This window comes from Nocardia brevicatena NBRC 12119 (genome assembly GCF_000308495.1).
Classification (GTDB): domain Bacteria; phylum Actinomycetota; class Actinomycetes; order Mycobacteriales; family Mycobacteriaceae; genus Nocardia; species Nocardia brevicatena.
On the sequence record NZ_BAFU01000070.1, the window covers coordinates 337,393 to 355,014 of the forward strand.

The window sequence follows — 17,622 nt, forward strand, 5'->3', positions numbered from 1 at the left end:
CACACCCGTAACTCGGAAGGTGGCGGTGTCGAGATCACAGCAACCGATCGATGCGTTCGGCCACGTCGACAGTGCGCCCCGCCGGGTCCGCCAATTCCCGTTCCACGAACCGCACCACCTGGCCGACGACCTGTTTCTTGATCTTGGCCAGTACCCCGAGCGCGGCCGCCCGCAATCCGTCCGCCGCGAATTCCATATGGATATCGGCGGCCACGGGGGGCGCTGCCTCGATCACGATCCACAGCGGTGCGGCGGCACGGGCGGTGAGCACCAGCGGGATCGCCAGATCCACTCGGTAGTGGTTGGATTTGAGCACGTCGACGGTGATGTCCAGCGACACCGGAACCAGCAGATCGAACTGGACGGCGGACGTACCGGCCGCGGGAGTCGGTAGCGCGGGCACGAGCCGTTCGCCGAGTTCCGCAGGGAGATGGACCCGTTCGGCCAGTTCCGGGGTCCCGACCTCGCCGTGCACCTCGACCTGAGCCGAGGCCCGGGGTCCGGCGCGGAACGGTCCGACTTCGATGCGGCGCCCGGAAAGCCGGTCCACCACCTCGAATACCCGCTCGCGGGTGACGATCCGCGGGAAGAACCGCCGCCCGAACTCGGCGTAGTCGATCCAGTCGAATTCGGTGCGCGCGCGGTGTTCGGATCGGACGCCCGCGACGATGGCCTCGATATCGTAGATCCGACTGCGCCGCGTCGACGGATCGGCGAGTAGCGTGTTCACCCGTTTGGCGATTTCGCGCCGCAAGCGTCCCACGATCGGGTCGAGCAGCCATTCGCTCATCGAATCCTCGGCGCGGGCGCGCAGCACCACGTTCACATCGTTCGGGCGAACCCGTGGGATGTCGATGACAACCAGCAGGGGCTCGGCGGTGCGGGCATGCAGGGTGAGACCGATGAACACACCCGTCTCCACCCGCAGTTTCTTTCCGCCGAGCAGCACCTTCAGCGCGAGGAACGCCGGAATCCGGGTTTCGAAGACGATATCCGGGCCGTTGCGGACGACCTCGGGTCTGCCCATCTTGCCCTCGGCGACGAACCCCGCGAGCCCGGCGGGCCCCAGCGAAAACGGTCCGATCGTGATTCCACGGCCGGCGATACCGGCGATGGCGTCCTCGATCCGCCGCACCGTCACCGCGTGGGTGACGAAACGTTCACCGAACTCGGTGTAGTCGATCCAGACCGGTTCGTCTACAGCGATCGGTACCATCCAGCGCTCCGAGACCATCACCTCCCACGAACTGTTCGTCACGGTACGCGACGAAGGTGACGGACCGGCACGCCCGTCCGAGCTCGTGGCCCGAGTACGCCTACAGTCGCCCGAAGCCGACGATATCGGAGGTCCCACCCCGGCCGATATGAGTGCGTAATACACATATTATGTGTAATGCATTATTTGGAATCCGCGGAAGACAGACGGGATAGTGAACAGATGTCCGATTCGGGTGCTTCCCCCACGGCCACCGACAGCCCGGGCGACACGGTCGTGTCCCGGCTCTCGCTGGAGCTGACCCTGCTGTCCCGGCATTTCCCGGCCACCCGCCGCAACCCCGGTTGTCGGCTCGACCGATCGGCATTCCTGATCCTGACCCGGCTGCGTCTCGGCGCCCCGCTCACCCTGCGCGAACTGGCCGAAGCGTTCAAACTCGACATCTCGACGATCAACCGCCAGGTGGCCGCCATGCTCGACCAGGGACTGGTCGACCGGGTTCCCGACCCCGAAGGCGGCATAGCTCGCAAGATCCGTCCCAGCGCCAAGGGGTTGGAACTGCTGGAAGGCGATCTCGCCCAGAACCACCGCGGGCTCGAGAAGGTCGTCGCCGACTGGGCGGACGAGGATGTCGAACAGTTGAGTCGGCTGGTCGAACGCTTCAACGAATCCGTCGAGCGACTCGAGCGCAACCCGTGGCCGCGGCCCACGCGGGAGCGGTAGACCCGGTGCACTCGCTCCCACCCGGATTCGCGCACAACCGTTCCCGCCGCCCGTACCCCGACCGAACCGGCAGGTGAGGGCACCCTGGACACCCTGTGGGATTTCGTCGTCGACCGGCGCTACCAACTGCTCACCGACTCATACCTGCACATCTCGGCGGTGGTGCAATCGGTGGCGGTGGCCACGCCGGCCGCGGTGCTGCTGGGCGTCCTCGTCCACCGCAGTCCGCTCGGCTCCGCGCTAGCCACGGCCACGGCGAGCACCATTCTCACCGTCCCGTCGTTCGCCCTGCTCGGCCTGTTGATCCCCCTGCTCGGACTCGGGGTGGCGCCGACCATCACCGTCATGGTGCTGTACGCGCTGCTGCCGATTCTGCGCAATACCATTGTCGGGTTGACCTCCGTCGATCCCGCGGTCACCGACGCCGCCCGTGGAGTCGGAATGAGCCGGTTGCGGGTTCTCACCGCGATCGAACTCCCCCTGGCATGGCCGTCGATCCTCACCGGAATCCGCATCAGCACCCAGATGTTGATGGGCATCCTCGCCATCGCCGCCTATGCCAAAGGCCCCGGACTGGGCAATCTGATCTTCTCCGGCCTCTCCCGACTGGGCACCCCGAACGCGGTACCGCAGGCACTGACCGGCACGGTGCTCATCGTCACATTGGCTCTCCTGCTGGACGGCATCCTGGTGCTGCTGGGCCGACCGACCACCTCGAGGGGAATCCGTGGCTGACTCCGAACCCGTATCCGGTGTCGAGATCGTGCTCGACTCGGTCACCAAACGGTATCCGGGACAAACGCAACCGGCCGTGGACGCCGTGAGCATGACCATCCCGGCCGGGGAGGTCGTGGTGTTGGTCGGCCCCTCGGGCTGCGGCAAGACCACCACCATGCGGATGATCAACCGCCTCATCGAGCCCACCTCCGGCACCATCGGCATCGGCGGCATCGACGCCCTGTCCATCGATGCCGACGAATTGCGCCGCGGCATCGGCTATTCCATCCAACAAGCGGGCCTGTTCCCGCATATGACGGTCGGCCGAAACATCGCCACCGTGCCGAGACTGCTCGGTTGGGACCGCGACCGCATCGCGGCACGCGTCGACGAGATGCTGGAACTGGTCGGCCTGCCGCCACACGAGTTCCGGGATCGGTACCCCCGACAGCTTTCCGGCGGCCAACAGCAGCGCGTCGGGGTGGCACGGGCGCTGGCCGCCGACCCGCCGGTGCTGTTGATGGACGAACCGTTCGGTGCCGTGGACCCCGTCACCCGCGGACTCCTGCAGGACGAGTTGATGCGCTTGCAGTCGGGGCTGCGCAAAACGATCGTCTTCGTCACCCACGACTTCAACGAGGCGGTCAAACTCGGTGACCGTATCGCGGTACTGGGCGCGCGGTCCCGGATCCGCCAATACGACACCCCCGCCGCGATCCTCGCCGACCCGGCCGACGAGACGGTCGCCGAGTTCATCGGTGCCGATGCCTCCCTCAAACAGCTCACTCTCGCCCGGGTGGGCGATATCGAACTCGACCGCTGCCCCACCGTGACCGAGGACGCACCGGTCGAGGCCCTGCGACGCGCGCTCGACGACGCCGACCGGCTCCCGGTGCTCGTCCTGGATTCCGAGCGCCGTCCCCGGCGCTGGGTATCGGCGCCGGAAACGAGCCGTGCCGAATCCGTGCGCACCGCCGGCACACCGGTGGGCGAGCCGATATCCGACCAGGCCACCCTCCAGGACGCCTTGGAAGCGCTGTTGCGGGAGAGCACCGCCCGCGCGATCGTCACCGACACAGGCGGCCGATACACCGGTGTGGTCACCATCGATCTCCTGGTCGGGCATCTGGCACGGCAGCGCGCCGAACACGCCGACAGCCGGACCGACGAGGGGAGAACGCCGTGACAGCGTCGGGCCCGGTTCGGACCACTTCCCGGGCGGCACAACGCCATGCGGAACGGTTACGTCTGCTGCTGCAGCCGGCGTCGGCCCTCGCCCTCGCGGTAGGTGTGCTGGTGTGGGCTTTCGACCGCGATCTCACCGTCACCCAGCGGGCGAGCCTGCGCGCGGGCACTATCGCGACCGTCACCTGGCAGCATGTGCTGATCACCGCCACGGTGGTGGCCATTGTGCTGGCCGTCGCGGTCCCCCTCGGAACCCTGCTGACCCGGCCGGGATACCGCCGCCTCGCCCCGGTATTCGTCGGAGTCGCCAATATCGGCGCGGCCGCCCCGGCCATCGGCCTGATCGTGCTGTTCTATCTGGTCACCGAGACCACCGGCTTCTGGATCGGAGTGGCGCCCATCGCCTTCTATTCGCTGCTGCCGGTTCTGCGCAATACGATCCTCGGTTACCGGCAGGTGGACCCCGCACTCATCGACGCGGGCCGCGGGCAGGGCATGTCACCGGCCATGGTGCTGCGCCGGATAGAGTTCCCGCTCGCCATCCCCTACATCCTGGCCGGGCTGCGCACCTCCCTGGTGCTCGCGGTCGGCACAGCGACCCTGTCGTTCCTGGTGAGCGCGGGCGGGTTGGGCATCCTCATCGACACCGGCTACAAACTGCGCGATACCGTGACGCTGATGGTGGGCGCCGTGCTCGCCGTTGTCCTGGCACTGCTGGTGGACTGGTTGGGCGCCTTGGCCGAAGAATTCCTCGGACCCCGGGGACTGCGATGACCGGACGGTTCCGCCTCCCCATCCGCTCGGGCGCGGTATCCGCCGTCCTCTGCGCCATTCTGGCCCTCATCGCCGGCTGCGGCCTCGAATCCGGCGGTGCCGTTCCGCTGCGGGTCGGCCCGGGCAGTATCCAACCGGTGCCGGAGCTGGCCGGCGTCCCGGTCACCGTGGGTTCCAAGGATTTCACCGAACAGAACATCCTCGGCTACCTCATCGAGTTCGCCCTGGTCGCCGCCGGCGCCGATGTCCGCGACCTCACCGATATCCAGGGCTCCAACAGCCTGCGCGACGCGCAACTGCACGGCCAGATCGACCTCGCCTACGACTACACCGGCACCGGATGGATGAACTACCTCGGCAACGAAACCCCCGTTGCCGGTGAAATCGGCCAGTTCGAAGCCGTCCGCGACGCCGACCTGGCCGCCAACGATATGGTGTGGACGGCCATGGCCCCCATGAACAACACCTACGCCCTGGTCACCAACCGGGCCACCGCCGAAACCACCGGGGCGCGCACCCTCTCCGACTACGCCCGCCTGGTGAATTCCGACGCCGGGGCCGCGGTCACCTGCGTCGGCACCGAATTCAATGTCCGGCAGGACGGTTTTCCCGGTATGGCGAAGAAATACGGTATCGACGAAAGCGCCGTCCGCAAGAACATCGTCCAGGACGCCCTCGTCTACACCTCCGTGGCCGATGGCCGCCAATGCCGTTTCGGTTCGGTGGCCGTCACCGACGGACGTATCCCCGCCCTCGGCCTGGTCGTCCTCGACGACGACCGAAGCTATTTCCCCAAATACAATGCGGCCCTGGTCATGCGCGCGGACTTCGCCACCGCCCATCCCCGGGTCGCCGAGGTCATGGCGCCCATCTCCGAACAGCTCACCAACACGGCCATCACCGAACTCAACCGTCAGGTCGATGTCGACGGCCGCGAGCCGGCGGAAGTGGCGCGTGACTGGATGGTGAGGCGGGGGTTCATCACCGCGCGATGAACTCGCGGGTCGGCGAACCGTCGTCGGCCGGCGTTCGAAAACGCCCGGTACTGTGAACTCATGATCACGCTCAAGAAGGAAGACGGCGCAGCGGATCTCGCGGGGATCACCAAGTTGAGTGTCGGAGTGAGCTGGGACCCGAGCGCGGGCACCAGCGGTGGAGCGCTCGGTTGGGCACGCCGTAAGCGCGGAGTGGACCTGGACCTGATCGCTATCCTCATGCAGGGCAGCGAGCCGGTGCGCTTCGCCGGACTCGATTCGCTCGATCCGCTGGGCAACGGCGCGGTCCTGCACACCGGTGACGAGCAGACCGGCGCCGCCTCCGGCGACGACGAAACCGTGCACGTCACCTTCGCCGACGTTCCGGGCGCCATCGACGCCATCATCTTCGTCGCCGCGGCCTTCAAGAAGGGTTCATCCTTCGACAAGGCGAACAACATCTCGTTCAAGATCTACGACGGCACCGGCGGCAGCAGTCAGCAGGTCGCCGATATCTGGCCGTCGCTGCTCGGCACCGACAATGCCAATGCCGTCGCCCGCGCGTTCCGCAACGGCGATGTCTGGCAGCTCGAGGTGCTCAACCGCAAGGGCAAGATCAAGCAGGGCGATAAGCAGGCCCTGCTGCGCTTCGCGATGGCATGAAAACCGGCCGACATCCGAGCCGTCCGGGCAGTGTCAACTCGCCGACCAGCCCGACCAGCGCGTGATGCGGATCGCGACCACCGGACCCGGCGGCGGCTGGGTCCGGTACACCGGATAGCGCGCGGCCAAATGTTCCACGGCCGTGCGCGCCTCATCCGCCTCGGCCAACCGCGCCGTGCCGTCGGCGCGTACCCACCACAGCCGTGCCCAGTCCTCACTGTAATGGTCGACCAGCACGGCTACATTCGGGTTCGCCGCCATGTTCTCCAGTCGCCGTAACGCGGTCGTCGACTTGGGTTTCGCGTCGACGCCGGTGTAGACGGTTTCGCCGACCGGCGCGAAGACAATGGGCACGATATGCGGGTTCCCGCTCCGGGTGACCGTCGCCAACCGCGCCACCCGCCCTCGGGCGAACCGTGCCCGCGCTTGCACCTCGCTCAGCCGCACCACACCCTCCTACCGGATCGGCCCCACACCATGGTCGCGCATTCGAGCGGACTCATGCACCTGCCGTGCCACCACCGCGCGCCCCACCCGGGCACAGCACCCCGCAGCCGGCGACCGTCTCCCGTTCAGTGCCGCGCCCCGCCCAGGCGCTCCACCAATATCGGTAGCCCCGGCCCGGTGAGATCGTCCGCGGCTACCGCCCGTCCGGACGCGGCCAACAACAGGGAAAGGAGCGGACCGCGCACGGCCGGTCCGGACCCGAACGACAACTCGGTGTCCTCGGCGACCAACGCGAGCCCGCCGACGAGCTCCTTACCGCCACCGAAGTCCACCGTGGTGCGGACCTGCATCCGAAGCGCATCGGCCATCGCCGCCGTCGGATACGTCCGCGGGATCCCCAGGGGGCGACGGATATCCTCCCCGTGCACGATCATCTCGACCAGCCTGCTGTCCCGCGGGGCAGGCGGTGACGTCTTCCGATCGACCACCGCCCGAAGCCGTTCCAGCGTCTCGCGCGGCCGTGCCGACCGTTCCCGTGCGACACCGTTCGCCGTGAAACGGTGGAAGTCGAACCGCGCGAGGGCGAAATCCCGGAAGAAGCTCGGCCTCGAGGTCTTCGCCGTGGCGACGATATGCGCGAGCACATCGTGCACGGTCCAGCCCGAGCACAGCGACGGCGTGAGCCACTGCTCGTCCGTCAGCTCGTCCAGGTCCGCGATGAGCGCCAACCGCTCCGCACGCACCACGGGCCACACATCTTCCACTTTTCCTCCAGATTGCGGCGGTCGGAAACTCGGCAAAGCTCTCGCCGGAGACGCCGGCCACGCTACTCACCCCCACCGACAAGTGAGCACAGCTCGAGGGATGTCGGTTCTCCGACCTCGAACCACGTCATATCCATCGTCGGTGCGTTCAACTTCGACGGATCGCGGCCCGGAATTCATCGGCATGAGGCCCGCTCACTTGGAAGGTGGGCCGGACCTGCAACCAGAATGACCGGAGTAATTGCGGCAGCCGCGATAAAGGCGAGACGAGAGGCGACGTACCACACACAAACCACCATTGTGATCCAGCGCTGCATCAGTCCCACGCCCACAGTCGCCACGTCGGCATAGGTGGCACATTGTCGTCGGGATTGTCGATCGGCTCGACTTCCGCCTTGTACTCGGGATTCCACAATCTCAGCGCAGTAAGGAACCTTGCGATGACATCGGGCGGTGCGGTGTAGGCAACCGTGGGATATTTTCGACCATTTCCGAAGTCGACGCGCACCAGTCGTCGCGGCAATTGGCTTGATGTGGCCATCGAGCGCCCCCTGTAGGTTACGTGATATTGGAACGAACCGGTGCCGGGGATACGGTCGTCGCCCGGCACCGGGACGCGTTCCAAGCCTGACGCTTCCTACCCGCCGTACCGCAGTGGCATAAATATGGATTAAAGGCGCGTGGGCACTGTCACCTCCTGGTAGTGGCATCGGAGGTGGCATCCCACCTCCCAAGGCACCGAGTGCTTCCCACGTGCCGCCCGGACGGGGAAGATCGTAGGTATGGGCAGCAGTACCGGTGAGTTGATCCGGCAGCTTCGCTCGATCAAGGGTTGGTCGCAAGGCAGGCTCGCCGACGAACTGTGCAAGGTCTCTGGTGCGAACATCAATCGCGAATACATCTCGCGGCGTTGGGAATCCGGTGCCACCGAGCCGTCCCCGTTCTGGCTGCGGCACCTGGCAACAGTCCTGGACTGTCCCCTGGAGATGTTGGAGTCGAATGTGAATCGGCGAAACTTCCTATCCCACTTGGCAGCGACATCGGTCGCCCCCGTCGTGGCATCCGACTTGCTGGCGCAGGGGTCCTCGGCACGCCTACACCACACCGGTCCGACCGTGGACGAGTGGGAACACAAGCTTTCGGTGTACGGCACCGACTATATGAGCGCCGGGGCCGCCGAGATCCAACGCCGACTGGCCGCCGATCTGGTGGTGCTGCAACAACAATTGGATGCGCCGCGCATGTGGGCTGTAGCCGCTCGCCTCATGACCTTGTTCGCCAAGACGTTTCCCGGCTCGGACGGCAACAAGGCAGTCAGGTGGTACAACATGGCCGCCGAGGCCGCCGACCGATCCGAGGACACCGATATCCGGGTCTGGGTGCGGGGTCGAGCCGCTATCGCGCTCGGCTACGAGGGGGCCTCGCTTCCGGTGGCGCACCGGTTCGCCGATCAAGCCCTGGGCATCGATGACAGACCCGGTCTCGGCCGGTTGAACGCGTTGTGGGGCAAAGCGCATGCCGCCGCTGTCCAAGGTGATCGAAGCACTGCGCTGGCGTTGATCAATCAAGGCCGCCATGAGTTCGACAGGTCCGGCTCAGAAGAACAGGCAAGCGACTACGCCGTGCCTTGGTGGCGGGTAAACGTTTTTCTGTCTCTACTGGCCGCTCGCCTCGGGGAGGAGCGCATGGCCGTCCGAGCACAGGAGGCCGCCCGCGCGGAACTGCCCGAGTCTCTGCCCCGCTTCCGCACCCACCTGGACATGCACCGAGGGCTGATGCTCGTGCGAGCCGGAGACCGGGCACAAGGCGTGAAACTGGCACGTGCGGCGTTGGACGCCTTACCCCCGGCGAAACATTCGCTCACACTCCGCATGTTGAGGGACGAAATAGCCGGCGGGACCCGCGTCTAGCAGCAACAACCGCTGCTCACGCACCCACCGGCAACGATTCCACGTCGCCTGACGAGTGCTACAGCCACCACGAGCCTTCTCAAACGTCCGTTCCATACAGCTCAGGACGCGCGTGCTTCCTTCCAGAGCCGCCGCACGATCGACGCCGCCGAATCCGGTACCGCGTGACGGAACGCGGTGCCGACCCACAACGCCATATCCTCGGCGTTCCCCTGTTCCGCGGCGGCCGCGCGCAGAGGGCTCGTGAGATGGTGCACCTGCGGATACGCAGCGGGTGCCGAACGGTCGTAGGTCTCGATGAACTCGTTCGCCAACCCACGCGCGGGTCGCCCGGAGAACGCGCGCGTCATCACCGTGTGGGTGTATCGCGGGTCGCCGAGCGCTTCCTTGTAGGCCGGCTTCGCCCCGGACTCCGGGGTGCGGAGGAATATCGTGCCGAGTTGGACCGCCACCGCCCCGTGCGCGAGCGCTTCGGCGATCTGTTTTCCGGTGCCGATCCCGCCGGCCGCGATTACCGGCACCGGGCACCACGGCGTGATCTCGTCGAGCAGATCGAGCAGCGGCACCGTACCCGGTTCGTCCTCGACCCGGAACGTCGCGCGATGCCCGCCCGCGTCCGGCCCCTGCACACATAGCGCGTCGACCCGCGCGTCCACCGCGGCACGGGCCTCGTCGAGGTCGGTCACGGTCGCGACCACGGCGCAACCGGCATCGCGGAGCCTGCGAACGGCCTCTGGCGGGGCCAGACCGAAGGTCATCGATACGACAGGCACCTCGTACTCGACCAGCAGGTCTATTTTCTCGCCGAACCAGTCATCGTCGCGTTCGCGGATCGGCGGCGGTTCGATCCCGTACCGCCGCGCGGTCTCCCGCAGCCGCGACCGGTATTCCTCGACGGCGCGCGGATCGTATGAACCCTCCTGCGGCACGAACACGTTCACCCCGAACGGCTTGTCCGTGCGAGCGCGCACTTCGCGGATCTGAGCATCCAGGCCCTGCGGGATCCGGTAACCGGCGGCCAGGAATCCCAGCCCGCCCGCTTCGCCGACGTTCACGACCAGGTCCGGAGTCGACGGACCTCCCGCCATCGGGGCGGCGATCAGGGGGATCTCGAGTTTCCCGAAATCGAACAAGACCTGTCCCTCCGTCCATACTGCCGACCCGTTCCGTACCGGCCGGCATCCGATCCCGACACATACGCGGCCCGCGACGCGCTCGCAGGTTCGCCAGGGGCCGCGGCCGAAGAATATCTCGAACGGCACCGACCGCCGATGCACAACCTTGCCGCCCTTGTCCCGCATGTCGTACATGGCTTTCGTCTGTCCAGGAGGCAAGGACCGGCGAGCTCGTGAAGAGGGTCGTGGATCGAGGAGCGAACCCCACACGACCTGCTTCCGGCCGGTCCGGCACACCGATGGTCCGCGTGACGCCGTCGTATCCGACCGTGGCGGTACACCATAGGATCCCCCGGTGAACGAATACGACCACCTCGACACCTCGACGCTGCCGCCGCGACAGCGTCGTATCCTGGCCGCCATTCAGGACTGGGTGGTCCGCCACGGATATTCACCGAGCACCCGGCAGATCGCCGACGCGGTGGGTCTGCGCTCGTCCTCCGCAGTGTCCAAACACCTGAAAAGCCTGGAGGAGCGCGGGTTCCTGCGCCGAGGCGAGGGCGTCTCCCGGCCGATGGACGTGCGGTTGTTCCTGCACGCGGCCGAAACCCGACAACCCGAAACCGACTCGGTCCCGGTCCCGGTGGTGGGCGATATCGCGGCGGGCAGTCCCATCCTCGCCGAGGAACACACCGATGACATCCTCACGCTGCCCCGCGGTCTCGTCGGCCGCGGGGCCCTGTTCGGTCTGCGGGTGCGGGGTGATTCGATGGTCGACGCCGCCATCTGCGACGGCGATATCGTGGTGGTCAGACAACAGCCCGAGGCGCATTCGGGTGAGATCGTCGCCGCCATGCTGGACGGCGAGGCGACGGTGAAGGTCTACCGCCGCCGCAACGGCCATGTCTATCTGGAGCCGCGCAATCCCGCCTACGAGGTCATCGACGGCGACCGCGCGGTGGTTCTCGGCAAGGTCGTCTCGGTGATGCGTCGCGTCTGAGCCGCCGGTCCCTCCGGGTCAGGCCGCGGGTGCGGGCGCGGGTTCGTCGCGACGGGTCCTGGCGAACAGGGCGGGAAGCAGGCGTACCAGGAGTACACCCGGGCCGCGGCCCCCTTCCTGACCGCCGGGCTACGCGTTCGCCGGCGGCGCACTCCCGACCGACAGCCACCGACAGCGGGATGAACGATGGAATCGGTTCCGGAATTGCCATAGAATTGCTGGACAATTTCGACGCTCGAGCCGGATTCCAGGCGATTCGCACCCGTTGTCTCGGGGTGCAGCGAATAGTACGCCCGGCCGCACGACGGCCGCACACAGAACTTCGACACGAGGGCGGCGCTCATGACAGACGTCGACTATTGCGTAGTCGGTGGGGGATTTGCCGGATTGACCGCCGCCCTGCGGCTGAATCGGGCCCGGCAATCGGTGGCACTGCTGGAGGCCCGCGACCGGCTCGGCGGCCGCACGTTCACCGAAACACGCGCGGACGGGTCCTGGATCGATCGCGGTGGTGCCTGGGTAGGCCCCGGTCAGGACCGGATCTTCGCGTTGATGGGCGAGTTCGGGGTGCCCAGTTACAAGCAGTACATCGACGGCGAGGCCATGGTGCTGATCGACGGCAAACAATATCGCTACACGGGCACGGTCCCGTGGACGATGAGTCCTTGGGCGACGATGAACCTCGGCGCGGCGCTTCTCGATCTGGGCCACCTGTGCAAGTCGGTCCCCCTCCAGACCCCGTGGACCGCGGCGAATGCCGAGAAATGGGATCGCACCACCCTGGCGCAATGGCTGAACAACCACATCGTGTCCAAACCCGCCCACGAACTCCTCGAAACCGCCATCGCCGGCGCCTACACCTCCGCCGCCTCGGAAGTGTCGCTCCTCTTCGCGCTGTACCAGATGGCGTCGGGGGGCGGACCCGGCTTCGTCCTGGGAACCGAGGACGGCGCCCAGGACGCTCGACCGGTCGGCGGTATGGCGGCCATATACCGTCCGATGGCGGCCGAACTCGGCGATTCGATCCACCTGTCGCAACCCGTCCGGCACATCCGTCAGGACGCCGACGGGGTGACGGTGCGCTCCGACGGGTTCACCGTGCGCGCACGCCGGGTGATCGTCACGGTTCCCCTGGCGATCGCGAGCCAGATCGTCTACGAACCGACGCTGCCGGTCGACCGATCGATGTTGCATCAGCGGATGCCGAGCGGTTCGATCATCAAGATTTCCGTCGTATACGACGAACCGTTCTGGCGCGCCGACGGACTGTCGGGACAGTCGGTCGCACCGGGATCACCGGCCACCATCACCATCGATGCCTGCACGGACACCGGCCGGCCCGGGGTCCTGTGTGTCATCACCGAGGGGCCCATCGCGCGGCGGATCGGCCGACTCGGCGAAGCCGAGCGGAGAGAGGCGGTACTCGATGCGCTCGTCGAGCGGTTCGGCGACAAGGCCGGCTCTCCCGTCGACTACATCGAGCAGGACTGGAGCACCGAGCGATACTCCGGTGGCGGGATGCTCAGCCACGCGCCCACCGGGGTACTGACCCAGTTCGGCCCTGCCCTGCGGGAGCCGTGCGGTCGCATCCATTGGGCCGGAACCGAGAGCTCCGCCGTCATGTGCGGTTGGGTCGACGGAGCCGTTCGCTCGGGTGAGCGGGCGGTGAACGAAGTCATGGCCCACGACACCGCGGCGGTAGCCGGAGAAAGGGCGAACAACCGCTGAAACCCGCGGCGTCCGCGGCGGCCCGGCACGAAGAGCATGGTGCTCCCGGCGCGATACCGCCTCGGATCAGGGCTTGTGCGCGACGGCCGCGTAGCCGGGGACCTTCGCGTCCAGAACAGGACATCGGAAGCCGGACGGCGATGTCCGCGACCGGCGGCGACGGACCCGCCGTGCGTCCGAACCGACGGTACGAACCACGTTGCGCCGCACGGCGAAACCCGCCTATTCGACCAGCCTCTCGCTCTTCAACCAGTCGTAGGCCACGTCGGCGGGGTCCTGTCCCTCGATATCGACGCGACCGTTGAGGTCCTGCATCAGCCCATCGGTGAGGCGCTCGGAGACCGTCGCGAGCAAGGGACGCAACCGCGGATAGCGGTCGATGATCTCGCCGCGCACCACCGCCGTGCCGCTGTAGGGCAGGAAGAACTTCTTGTCGTCGTCGAGGACGACCAGGTCCAGGTTCTCGACCCGCCCATCGGTGGTGTAGACCATACCGAAATTGCATGGGGCACCCTTGGCCGTCGCCGGGTAGACGACACCCGCGTCCATGCGCGTGACATTGCCCGCCGGAACACCGTTCGGATCGTTGTAGGGAATCCCGTACTTCCGCAGCATCGGAACGAAACCGTCGGACCGGCTGAAGAATTCGTCATCCACGCAGAAGGTCCGCTCGGGGACCGGGAGCGCGGCCACGTCGGACAGGGATTTCACCTTCAGGCGTTCGGCCGTCGGCGTGGACACGGCGAACGCGTACGTGTTGTCGAAGTTGGCGGGCTCGAGCCACTCCAGGTTGTGCTCACTCTTCTCGATGTCATGGACGCGCTGCCAGAGCTCGCGCGGGTCCGGGATCGTCTCGGTCCGGTTGTGGTAGTTGACCCACCCGGTGCCGGTGTACTCCCAGAGCACATCGGCGTCGCCGCCCAGCTGGGCCTGGCGCGACGAGGCCGAACCCGGTGCCCCGGTCAGGTCCGTGACATCGGCGCCCGCCGCGGCCAGATAGGTCGCGGTGATCTTGCCCAGCAGTACGCCTTCGGTGAAGCTTTTCGAGGTGACGACCAGCTTCGCACCGTCCAGCGGCCGCTCACCGCCCGGTAGACGCGCATGATGGAACGTTCCGGACGAGCTCACCAGACCACACCCGGCGAGCACCGCCATCGTCACGACGAGTGCGGAAATCACCGTGACCTGTCGCGCTCGTGGTGGTCTCATGAGATCCCTCGCGGAGTCGCGGCCAGTTCGACGAGCCTGCCGAGCCAATCGATGGTCAACGCCAGCAGCCCGACGAGGATCGCACCGGAGATGAGCAGCCTGGGCAGGAAGAGGGTGACGCCGGTCGTGATCAGCGTGCCGAGACCGGTCGCGCCGATGAACGTGCTCAATGTCGCGGTCCCCACCAGGATCACCAGCGCGGTGCGCACACCGTTGAGGATCACCGGCACCGCGAGCGGTAGCTCGACCTGGAACAGCGTCCGGGTGCCCGAGAAGCCGATGCCGCGCGCCGCCTCGATCGTGCGCCGATCCACCTGCCGCAGGCCGATGATCGTGTTCTGCAGGATCGGCAGGACCGCGTACACGACCAGACCCACGACCGCGGTGCGGAAACCGGTGCCCAACCAGAAGGTGAACAGGACGAGTAGGCCGACCGCGGGCGCGGCCTGGCCGATATTGGCGATATTGACGGCGAGCGGCTCGAACCGCCGCACCGCGGGGCGGGTCAGCACGATACCCAGCGGGACCGCGACGGCCACCACGATCACCGTGGCCACCAGGGTCAGCTCGAGGTGTTCGAGGATGGTGGTCCGCAGATTGGCCCAGCCGAGGGACGCCCGCTCCGTCGCGGTGAACGGCGTGGACCGGTACCAGAGGACGTATCCGATACCGATGACGGCAATGACGAGTGGTTCGAACCAGACGTCGATCGGAAGGCGGCGCAGCCGGCTCATGAGCGCTCGGCCGTTCCGCGTTCGTCGACGGCGACCGCCGGGGGTTCTCCGCCGCCTGCGGCTCCCGGCGTTCCGTCGGCCGTGACGACCGGGGTCGCCGCCGGGTCGGTTCCGTCGATATAGGTCGCGTACGAGATGTTCCCTTTCTCGTCGCGTGTGTCGGCGAGCTTGTCCCGGATCATCTCGGTCACTGCGCCGATGCCGAGCGAGCCGACGACCGCGCCGCGGCCGTCGGTGACGAGAGTGGCACCTTGGCCGGTCGCGAGCATGGCGTCGAGCGCGTCGTTGAGGGTCGAGGATCGCGCGACGACGGGCAGCCGCCGGTCGAGGAAATCGGAGACCTCCGGTTTGGCGGCCAGCTCCGCGAGGGTGGGCCACGAACGCGGCCGTCCGGCTGCGTCGACGACGACCACCCAGGTGTGTCCGGCGGCCTTCGCACGTTCGATCGCGGTCTGCGCCGACTCGCCGATCCGCGCGGTGGTCACCGTGTCGCAGGCGATATCGCGCACCCTCGATACGGTCAGATACGCGAGCTTCGCGCCGGACCCCACGAACTCCTCCACGAACGGCGTGGCCGGGTTGGCGAGGATCGTCTCCGGAGGCGCGTACTGCTCGACGTGGCCCCCTTCGGACAGGATGAGCACCTTGTCGCCGAGCTTGGTGGCCTCCTGGAAATCGTGTGTGACGATCACGATGGTCTTACCCAGTTCTTGCTGAATCGCGAGCAGGCTGTCCTGCAGGCGGGCCCGGGTGACCGGATCGACCGCGCCGAACGGCTCGTCCATGAGCAGTACCGGCGGGTCCGCCGCGAGCGCGCGTGCGACGCCGACCCGCTGCTGCTGTCCCCCGGACATATCCTTCGGGAGCCGGTCGGCGAAGGCGCCGGGGTCGAGACCGACCAGTTCGAGCAGGTACTCGGTGCGCGCAGCGATCCGCTTCTTGTCCCACCCGAGCACCCGTGGAACGGCCCCGACGTTCCTGGCCACGGTCCAGTGCGGGAACAGGCCACCGGACTGGATGACATACCCGATCGACTGCCGCAGCCTGTCGGGGTCCTCCCCGGTGACATCGCGACCGCCGATGAGAATTCGGCCTTCGGTCGGCTCGATCAGCCGGTTGATCATTTTGAGCGTGGTCGTCTTACCGCAGCCGGACGGGCCGACGAACGCGACGATATCGCCCGCCTCGATCTCGAGGTCGAGACGCTCGACCGCCGGCTTCTCCTGGCCCTTGTACCGCTTGACGACCGAATCCAGTGTGATGGACACACCGGTCACCATGCGATCCGGTGTGGTCGGGTCGGGCCCACCTGTCACGGCCTCGGTCATAACAGTCCCTTCGCGATTGTGAGGCGTCCGAGTAGGACGAGGAGCGCGTCGAACACCAACGCGACGAGGACGATGAGAATGGTGCCCGTCAACGCCATCTCCAGGGCGTTCGCGCCACCGAGCCGGGAGAGACCGTTGAAGATCAACGATCCGAGGCCGGGCCCGAGAACATACGCGACGACAGCGGCGACACCGACGATCATCTGGGTCGACACCCTGATACCGGTGAGGATCACCGGCCAGGCGATCGGCAGTTCGACGGTCAGCAGGATGCGCCACCGCGAAAAGCCGATACCGCGCGCCGATTCGACGACCGAGGCCGGCACCGACCGCAGGCCCACGATCGCGTTGCCGGTCACCGGCAGCGCCGCGAAGAACGCCAGCATGAGAAACGACGGGACCACACCCAGGCCGAACGGGACCAGCAGCAACGCCAGCAGCGCCAGCGAAGGAATCGTCAGCGCCACCCGGCTCGAGGTCAGGGAGAGCGCGGACAACAGCGGTAGCCGATAGACCGCCACCGCGATGAGGACAGCGACCACGGTCCCGACCAGGACGGTCTGAAACGCCAGGGAGGCATGCTGGTAGGTGAGGAACGCCAGCACTTCTCCCCGTCCTCGGACGTAGCTCCACAAATCCACGGGATTCCCCTCGTCGGCCGAAGCCGGCAGACACTTGTCCGCGCGTGACCACCGGACGCGCGAGCCGCCGAAGGGTGAGCGGAGGCACCGGGCCTGCCCCTTCGGACGGATCGGCGACCGCGACCGACGTCGGGAGCGCCGAATGGCGCCGGGTGGCACGGCGTCCGCCGAACCACCGTGGCATGCGGACTCCCGCGGTGACCGGTCCGCCGACCAGGGGAAGGGTAGGCCGCTCGCGTCGGTGGGTCAACGGTCGAGTTGCCCTCGGCGTTGCCTGCGGGCACGGCGCCCGGCGCCGACGAGGATATCGCCGGCCGAGCGGGTCGCATATGAGGTGCTGCCGACTCGGTCCACGACGGCTCGCCGGGTGATGCCTGTCACGAACGCCTGGTGTCACAGAATGGGGAGACCCGGTGTCTGGTGAGCGACGCAGTCGAATCGAAGGGACAGGAGCCGCCCATGACCTACACATTCCGGATGCCGGGAGCGCGGCC

At 67.2% G+C, this 17,622-nt stretch carries 18 protein-coding genes; 9 read left to right on the forward strand and 9 right to left on the reverse strand.

The window, feature by feature from the left end; all coding sequences use genetic code 11:
* Window positions 1-34: 34 nt before the first annotated feature.
* Entirely contained in the window at window positions 35-1,258 is a 1,224-nt protein-coding gene (locus ON20_RS20590; RefSeq protein ID WP_245547339.1) for a hypothetical protein, read from the reverse strand.
* Between the two features lie 180 nt (window positions 1,259-1,438).
* Here ON20_RS20590 and ON20_RS20595 point away from each other — a divergent pair, with 180 nt between their 5' ends.
* From ON20_RS20595 to ON20_RS20620, 6 genes are all read left to right on the forward strand, one after another.
* Window positions 1,439-1,939, forward strand: a complete 501-nt coding sequence (locus ON20_RS20595) for a MarR family winged helix-turn-helix transcriptional regulator (RefSeq protein WP_083865104.1) — start codon at window positions 1,439-1,441, stop codon at window positions 1,937-1,939.
* An 84-nt stretch (window positions 1,940-2,023) separates the two neighbouring features.
* Entirely contained in the window at window positions 2,024-2,674 is a 651-nt protein-coding gene (locus tag ON20_RS20600) for an ABC transporter permease (protein WP_040837698.1), read from the forward strand.
* Complete coding sequence (locus ON20_RS20605; protein ID WP_040837699.1) at window positions 2,667-3,842, forward strand: ABC transporter ATP-binding protein; 1,176 nt, start codon at window positions 2,667-2,669, stop codon at window positions 3,840-3,842. The genes ON20_RS20600 and ON20_RS20605 overlap by 8 nt, the downstream gene beginning before the upstream one ends.
* Window positions 3,839-4,615: an ABC transporter permease gene (locus ON20_RS20610; protein ID WP_040837700.1), complete on the forward strand. Its 777-nt coding sequence runs from the start codon at window positions 3,839-3,841 to the stop codon at window positions 4,613-4,615. The genes ON20_RS20605 and ON20_RS20610 overlap by 4 nt, the downstream gene beginning before the upstream one ends.
* On the forward strand, window positions 4,612-5,610 hold the full coding sequence (locus ON20_RS20615) for a glycine betaine ABC transporter substrate-binding protein (RefSeq protein WP_040837701.1): 999 nt from the start codon (window positions 4,612-4,614) through the stop codon (window positions 5,608-5,610). Before ON20_RS20610 ends, ON20_RS20615 begins: the two co-directional genes overlap by 4 nt.
* 60 nt (window positions 5,611-5,670) lie before the next feature.
* Window positions 5,671-6,252 (forward strand): TerD family protein, encoded by a 582-nt coding sequence (locus ON20_RS20620; RefSeq protein ID WP_040837702.1) that lies wholly within the window; start codon window positions 5,671-5,673, stop codon window positions 6,250-6,252.
* A 33-nt stretch (window positions 6,253-6,285) separates the two neighbouring features.
* On the opposite strand, the gene ON20_RS20625 is transcribed toward ON20_RS20620, so the two are convergent.
* The 3 genes from ON20_RS20625 to ON20_RS36605 form a co-directional block, all read right to left on the reverse strand.
* On the reverse strand, window positions 6,286-6,693 hold the full coding sequence (locus tag ON20_RS20625; protein WP_040837846.1) for a TIGR03668 family PPOX class F420-dependent oxidoreductase: 408 nt from the start codon (window positions 6,691-6,693) through the stop codon (window positions 6,286-6,288).
* A 131-nt stretch (window positions 6,694-6,824) separates the two neighbouring features.
* Complete coding sequence (locus ON20_RS20630; protein ID WP_040837703.1) at window positions 6,825-7,463, reverse strand: maleylpyruvate isomerase family mycothiol-dependent enzyme; 639 nt, start codon at window positions 7,461-7,463, stop codon at window positions 6,825-6,827.
* Between the two features lie 316 nt (window positions 7,464-7,779).
* Window positions 7,780-8,088, reverse strand: coding sequence for a hypothetical protein (locus tag ON20_RS36605; RefSeq protein ID WP_157228923.1), 309 nt, complete (start codon window positions 8,086-8,088; stop codon window positions 7,780-7,782).
* 157 nt (window positions 8,089-8,245) lie between these two features.
* Between ON20_RS36605 and ON20_RS39100 the strand changes: the two genes are divergently transcribed.
* On the forward strand, window positions 8,246-9,373 hold the full coding sequence (locus ON20_RS39100; RefSeq protein WP_040837705.1) for a helix-turn-helix transcriptional regulator: 1,128 nt from the start codon (window positions 8,246-8,248) through the stop codon (window positions 9,371-9,373).
* Window positions 9,374-9,474: 101 nt separating this feature from the next.
* Here the strand turns inward: ON20_RS39100 and ON20_RS20645 are convergent, their stop codons facing one another.
* The gene (locus ON20_RS20645; RefSeq protein ID WP_040837847.1) at window positions 9,475-10,506 is read right to left on the reverse strand and encodes an NAD(P)H-dependent flavin oxidoreductase; all 1,032 of its coding nucleotides are present in this window, start codon (window positions 10,504-10,506) and stop codon (window positions 9,475-9,477) included.
* Window positions 10,507-10,843: 337 nt separating this feature from the next.
* On the opposite strand from ON20_RS20645, the gene lexA reads away from it, so the two are divergent.
* Window positions 10,844-11,488: a transcriptional repressor LexA gene (gene lexA, locus ON20_RS20650; protein WP_040837706.1), complete on the forward strand. Its 645-nt coding sequence runs from the start codon at window positions 10,844-10,846 to the stop codon at window positions 11,486-11,488.
* 342 nt (window positions 11,489-11,830) lie between these two features.
* Window positions 11,831-13,216 (forward strand): flavin monoamine oxidase family protein, encoded by a 1,386-nt coding sequence (locus tag ON20_RS20655; protein ID WP_040837708.1) that lies wholly within the window; start codon window positions 11,831-11,833, stop codon window positions 13,214-13,216.
* A 222-nt stretch (window positions 13,217-13,438) separates the two neighbouring features.
* On the opposite strand, the gene ON20_RS20660 is transcribed toward ON20_RS20655, so the two are convergent.
* From ON20_RS20660 to ON20_RS20675, 4 genes are read right to left on the reverse strand one after another with little or no spacing between them, the layout of a single operon-like run.
* Window positions 13,439-14,425, reverse strand: coding sequence for a glycine betaine ABC transporter substrate-binding protein (locus ON20_RS20660; RefSeq protein ID WP_040837709.1), 987 nt, complete (start codon window positions 14,423-14,425; stop codon window positions 13,439-13,441).
* Complete coding sequence (locus ON20_RS20665; protein WP_040837710.1) at window positions 14,422-15,159, reverse strand: ABC transporter permease; 738 nt, start codon at window positions 15,157-15,159, stop codon at window positions 14,422-14,424. The genes ON20_RS20660 and ON20_RS20665 overlap by 4 nt, the downstream gene beginning before the upstream one ends.
* A complete protein-coding gene (locus tag ON20_RS20670) occupies window positions 15,156-16,487 on the reverse strand; it encodes an ABC transporter ATP-binding protein (protein ID WP_051162931.1) in 1,332 nt (443 codons plus the stop codon). Before ON20_RS20670 ends, ON20_RS20665 begins: the two co-directional genes overlap by 4 nt.
* Window positions 16,484-17,128, reverse strand: coding sequence for an ABC transporter permease (locus tag ON20_RS20675; RefSeq protein ID WP_040837712.1), 645 nt, complete (start codon window positions 17,126-17,128; stop codon window positions 16,484-16,486). Before ON20_RS20675 ends, ON20_RS20670 begins: the two co-directional genes overlap by 4 nt.
* Between the last annotated feature and the right edge of the window lie 494 nt (window positions 17,129-17,622).

What these genes read in the sequence shown, in the direction of transcription:
- ON20_RS20595 (WP_083865104.1), top strand. Translation starts at nt 1,439, where the DNA reads ATGTCCGATTCGGGTGCTTCCCCCACGGCCACCGACAGCCCGGGCGAC.
- ON20_RS20655 (WP_040837708.1), top strand. Translation starts at nt 11,831, where the DNA reads ATGACAGACGTCGACTATTGCGTAGTCGGTGGGGGATTTGCCGGATTG.
- ON20_RS20620 (WP_040837702.1), top strand. Translation starts at nt 5,671, where the DNA reads ATGATCACGCTCAAGAAGGAAGACGGCGCAGCGGATCTCGCGGGGATC.
- ON20_RS39100 (WP_040837705.1), top strand. Translation starts at nt 8,246, where the DNA reads ATGGGCAGCAGTACCGGTGAGTTGATCCGGCAGCTTCGCTCGATCAAG.
- ON20_RS20615 (WP_040837701.1), top strand. Translation starts at nt 4,612, where the DNA reads ATGACCGGACGGTTCCGCCTCCCCATCCGCTCGGGCGCGGTATCCGCC.
- ON20_RS20670 (WP_051162931.1), bottom strand. Translation starts at nt 16,487, where the DNA reads ATGACCGAGGCCGTGACAGGTGGGCCCGACCCGACCACACCGGATCGC.
- ON20_RS20665 (WP_040837710.1), bottom strand. Translation starts at nt 15,159, where the DNA reads ATGAGCCGGCTGCGCCGCCTTCCGATCGACGTCTGGTTCGAACCACTC.
- ON20_RS20660 (WP_040837709.1), bottom strand. Translation starts at nt 14,425, where the DNA reads ATGAGACCACCACGAGCGCGACAGGTCACGGTGATTTCCGCACTCGTC.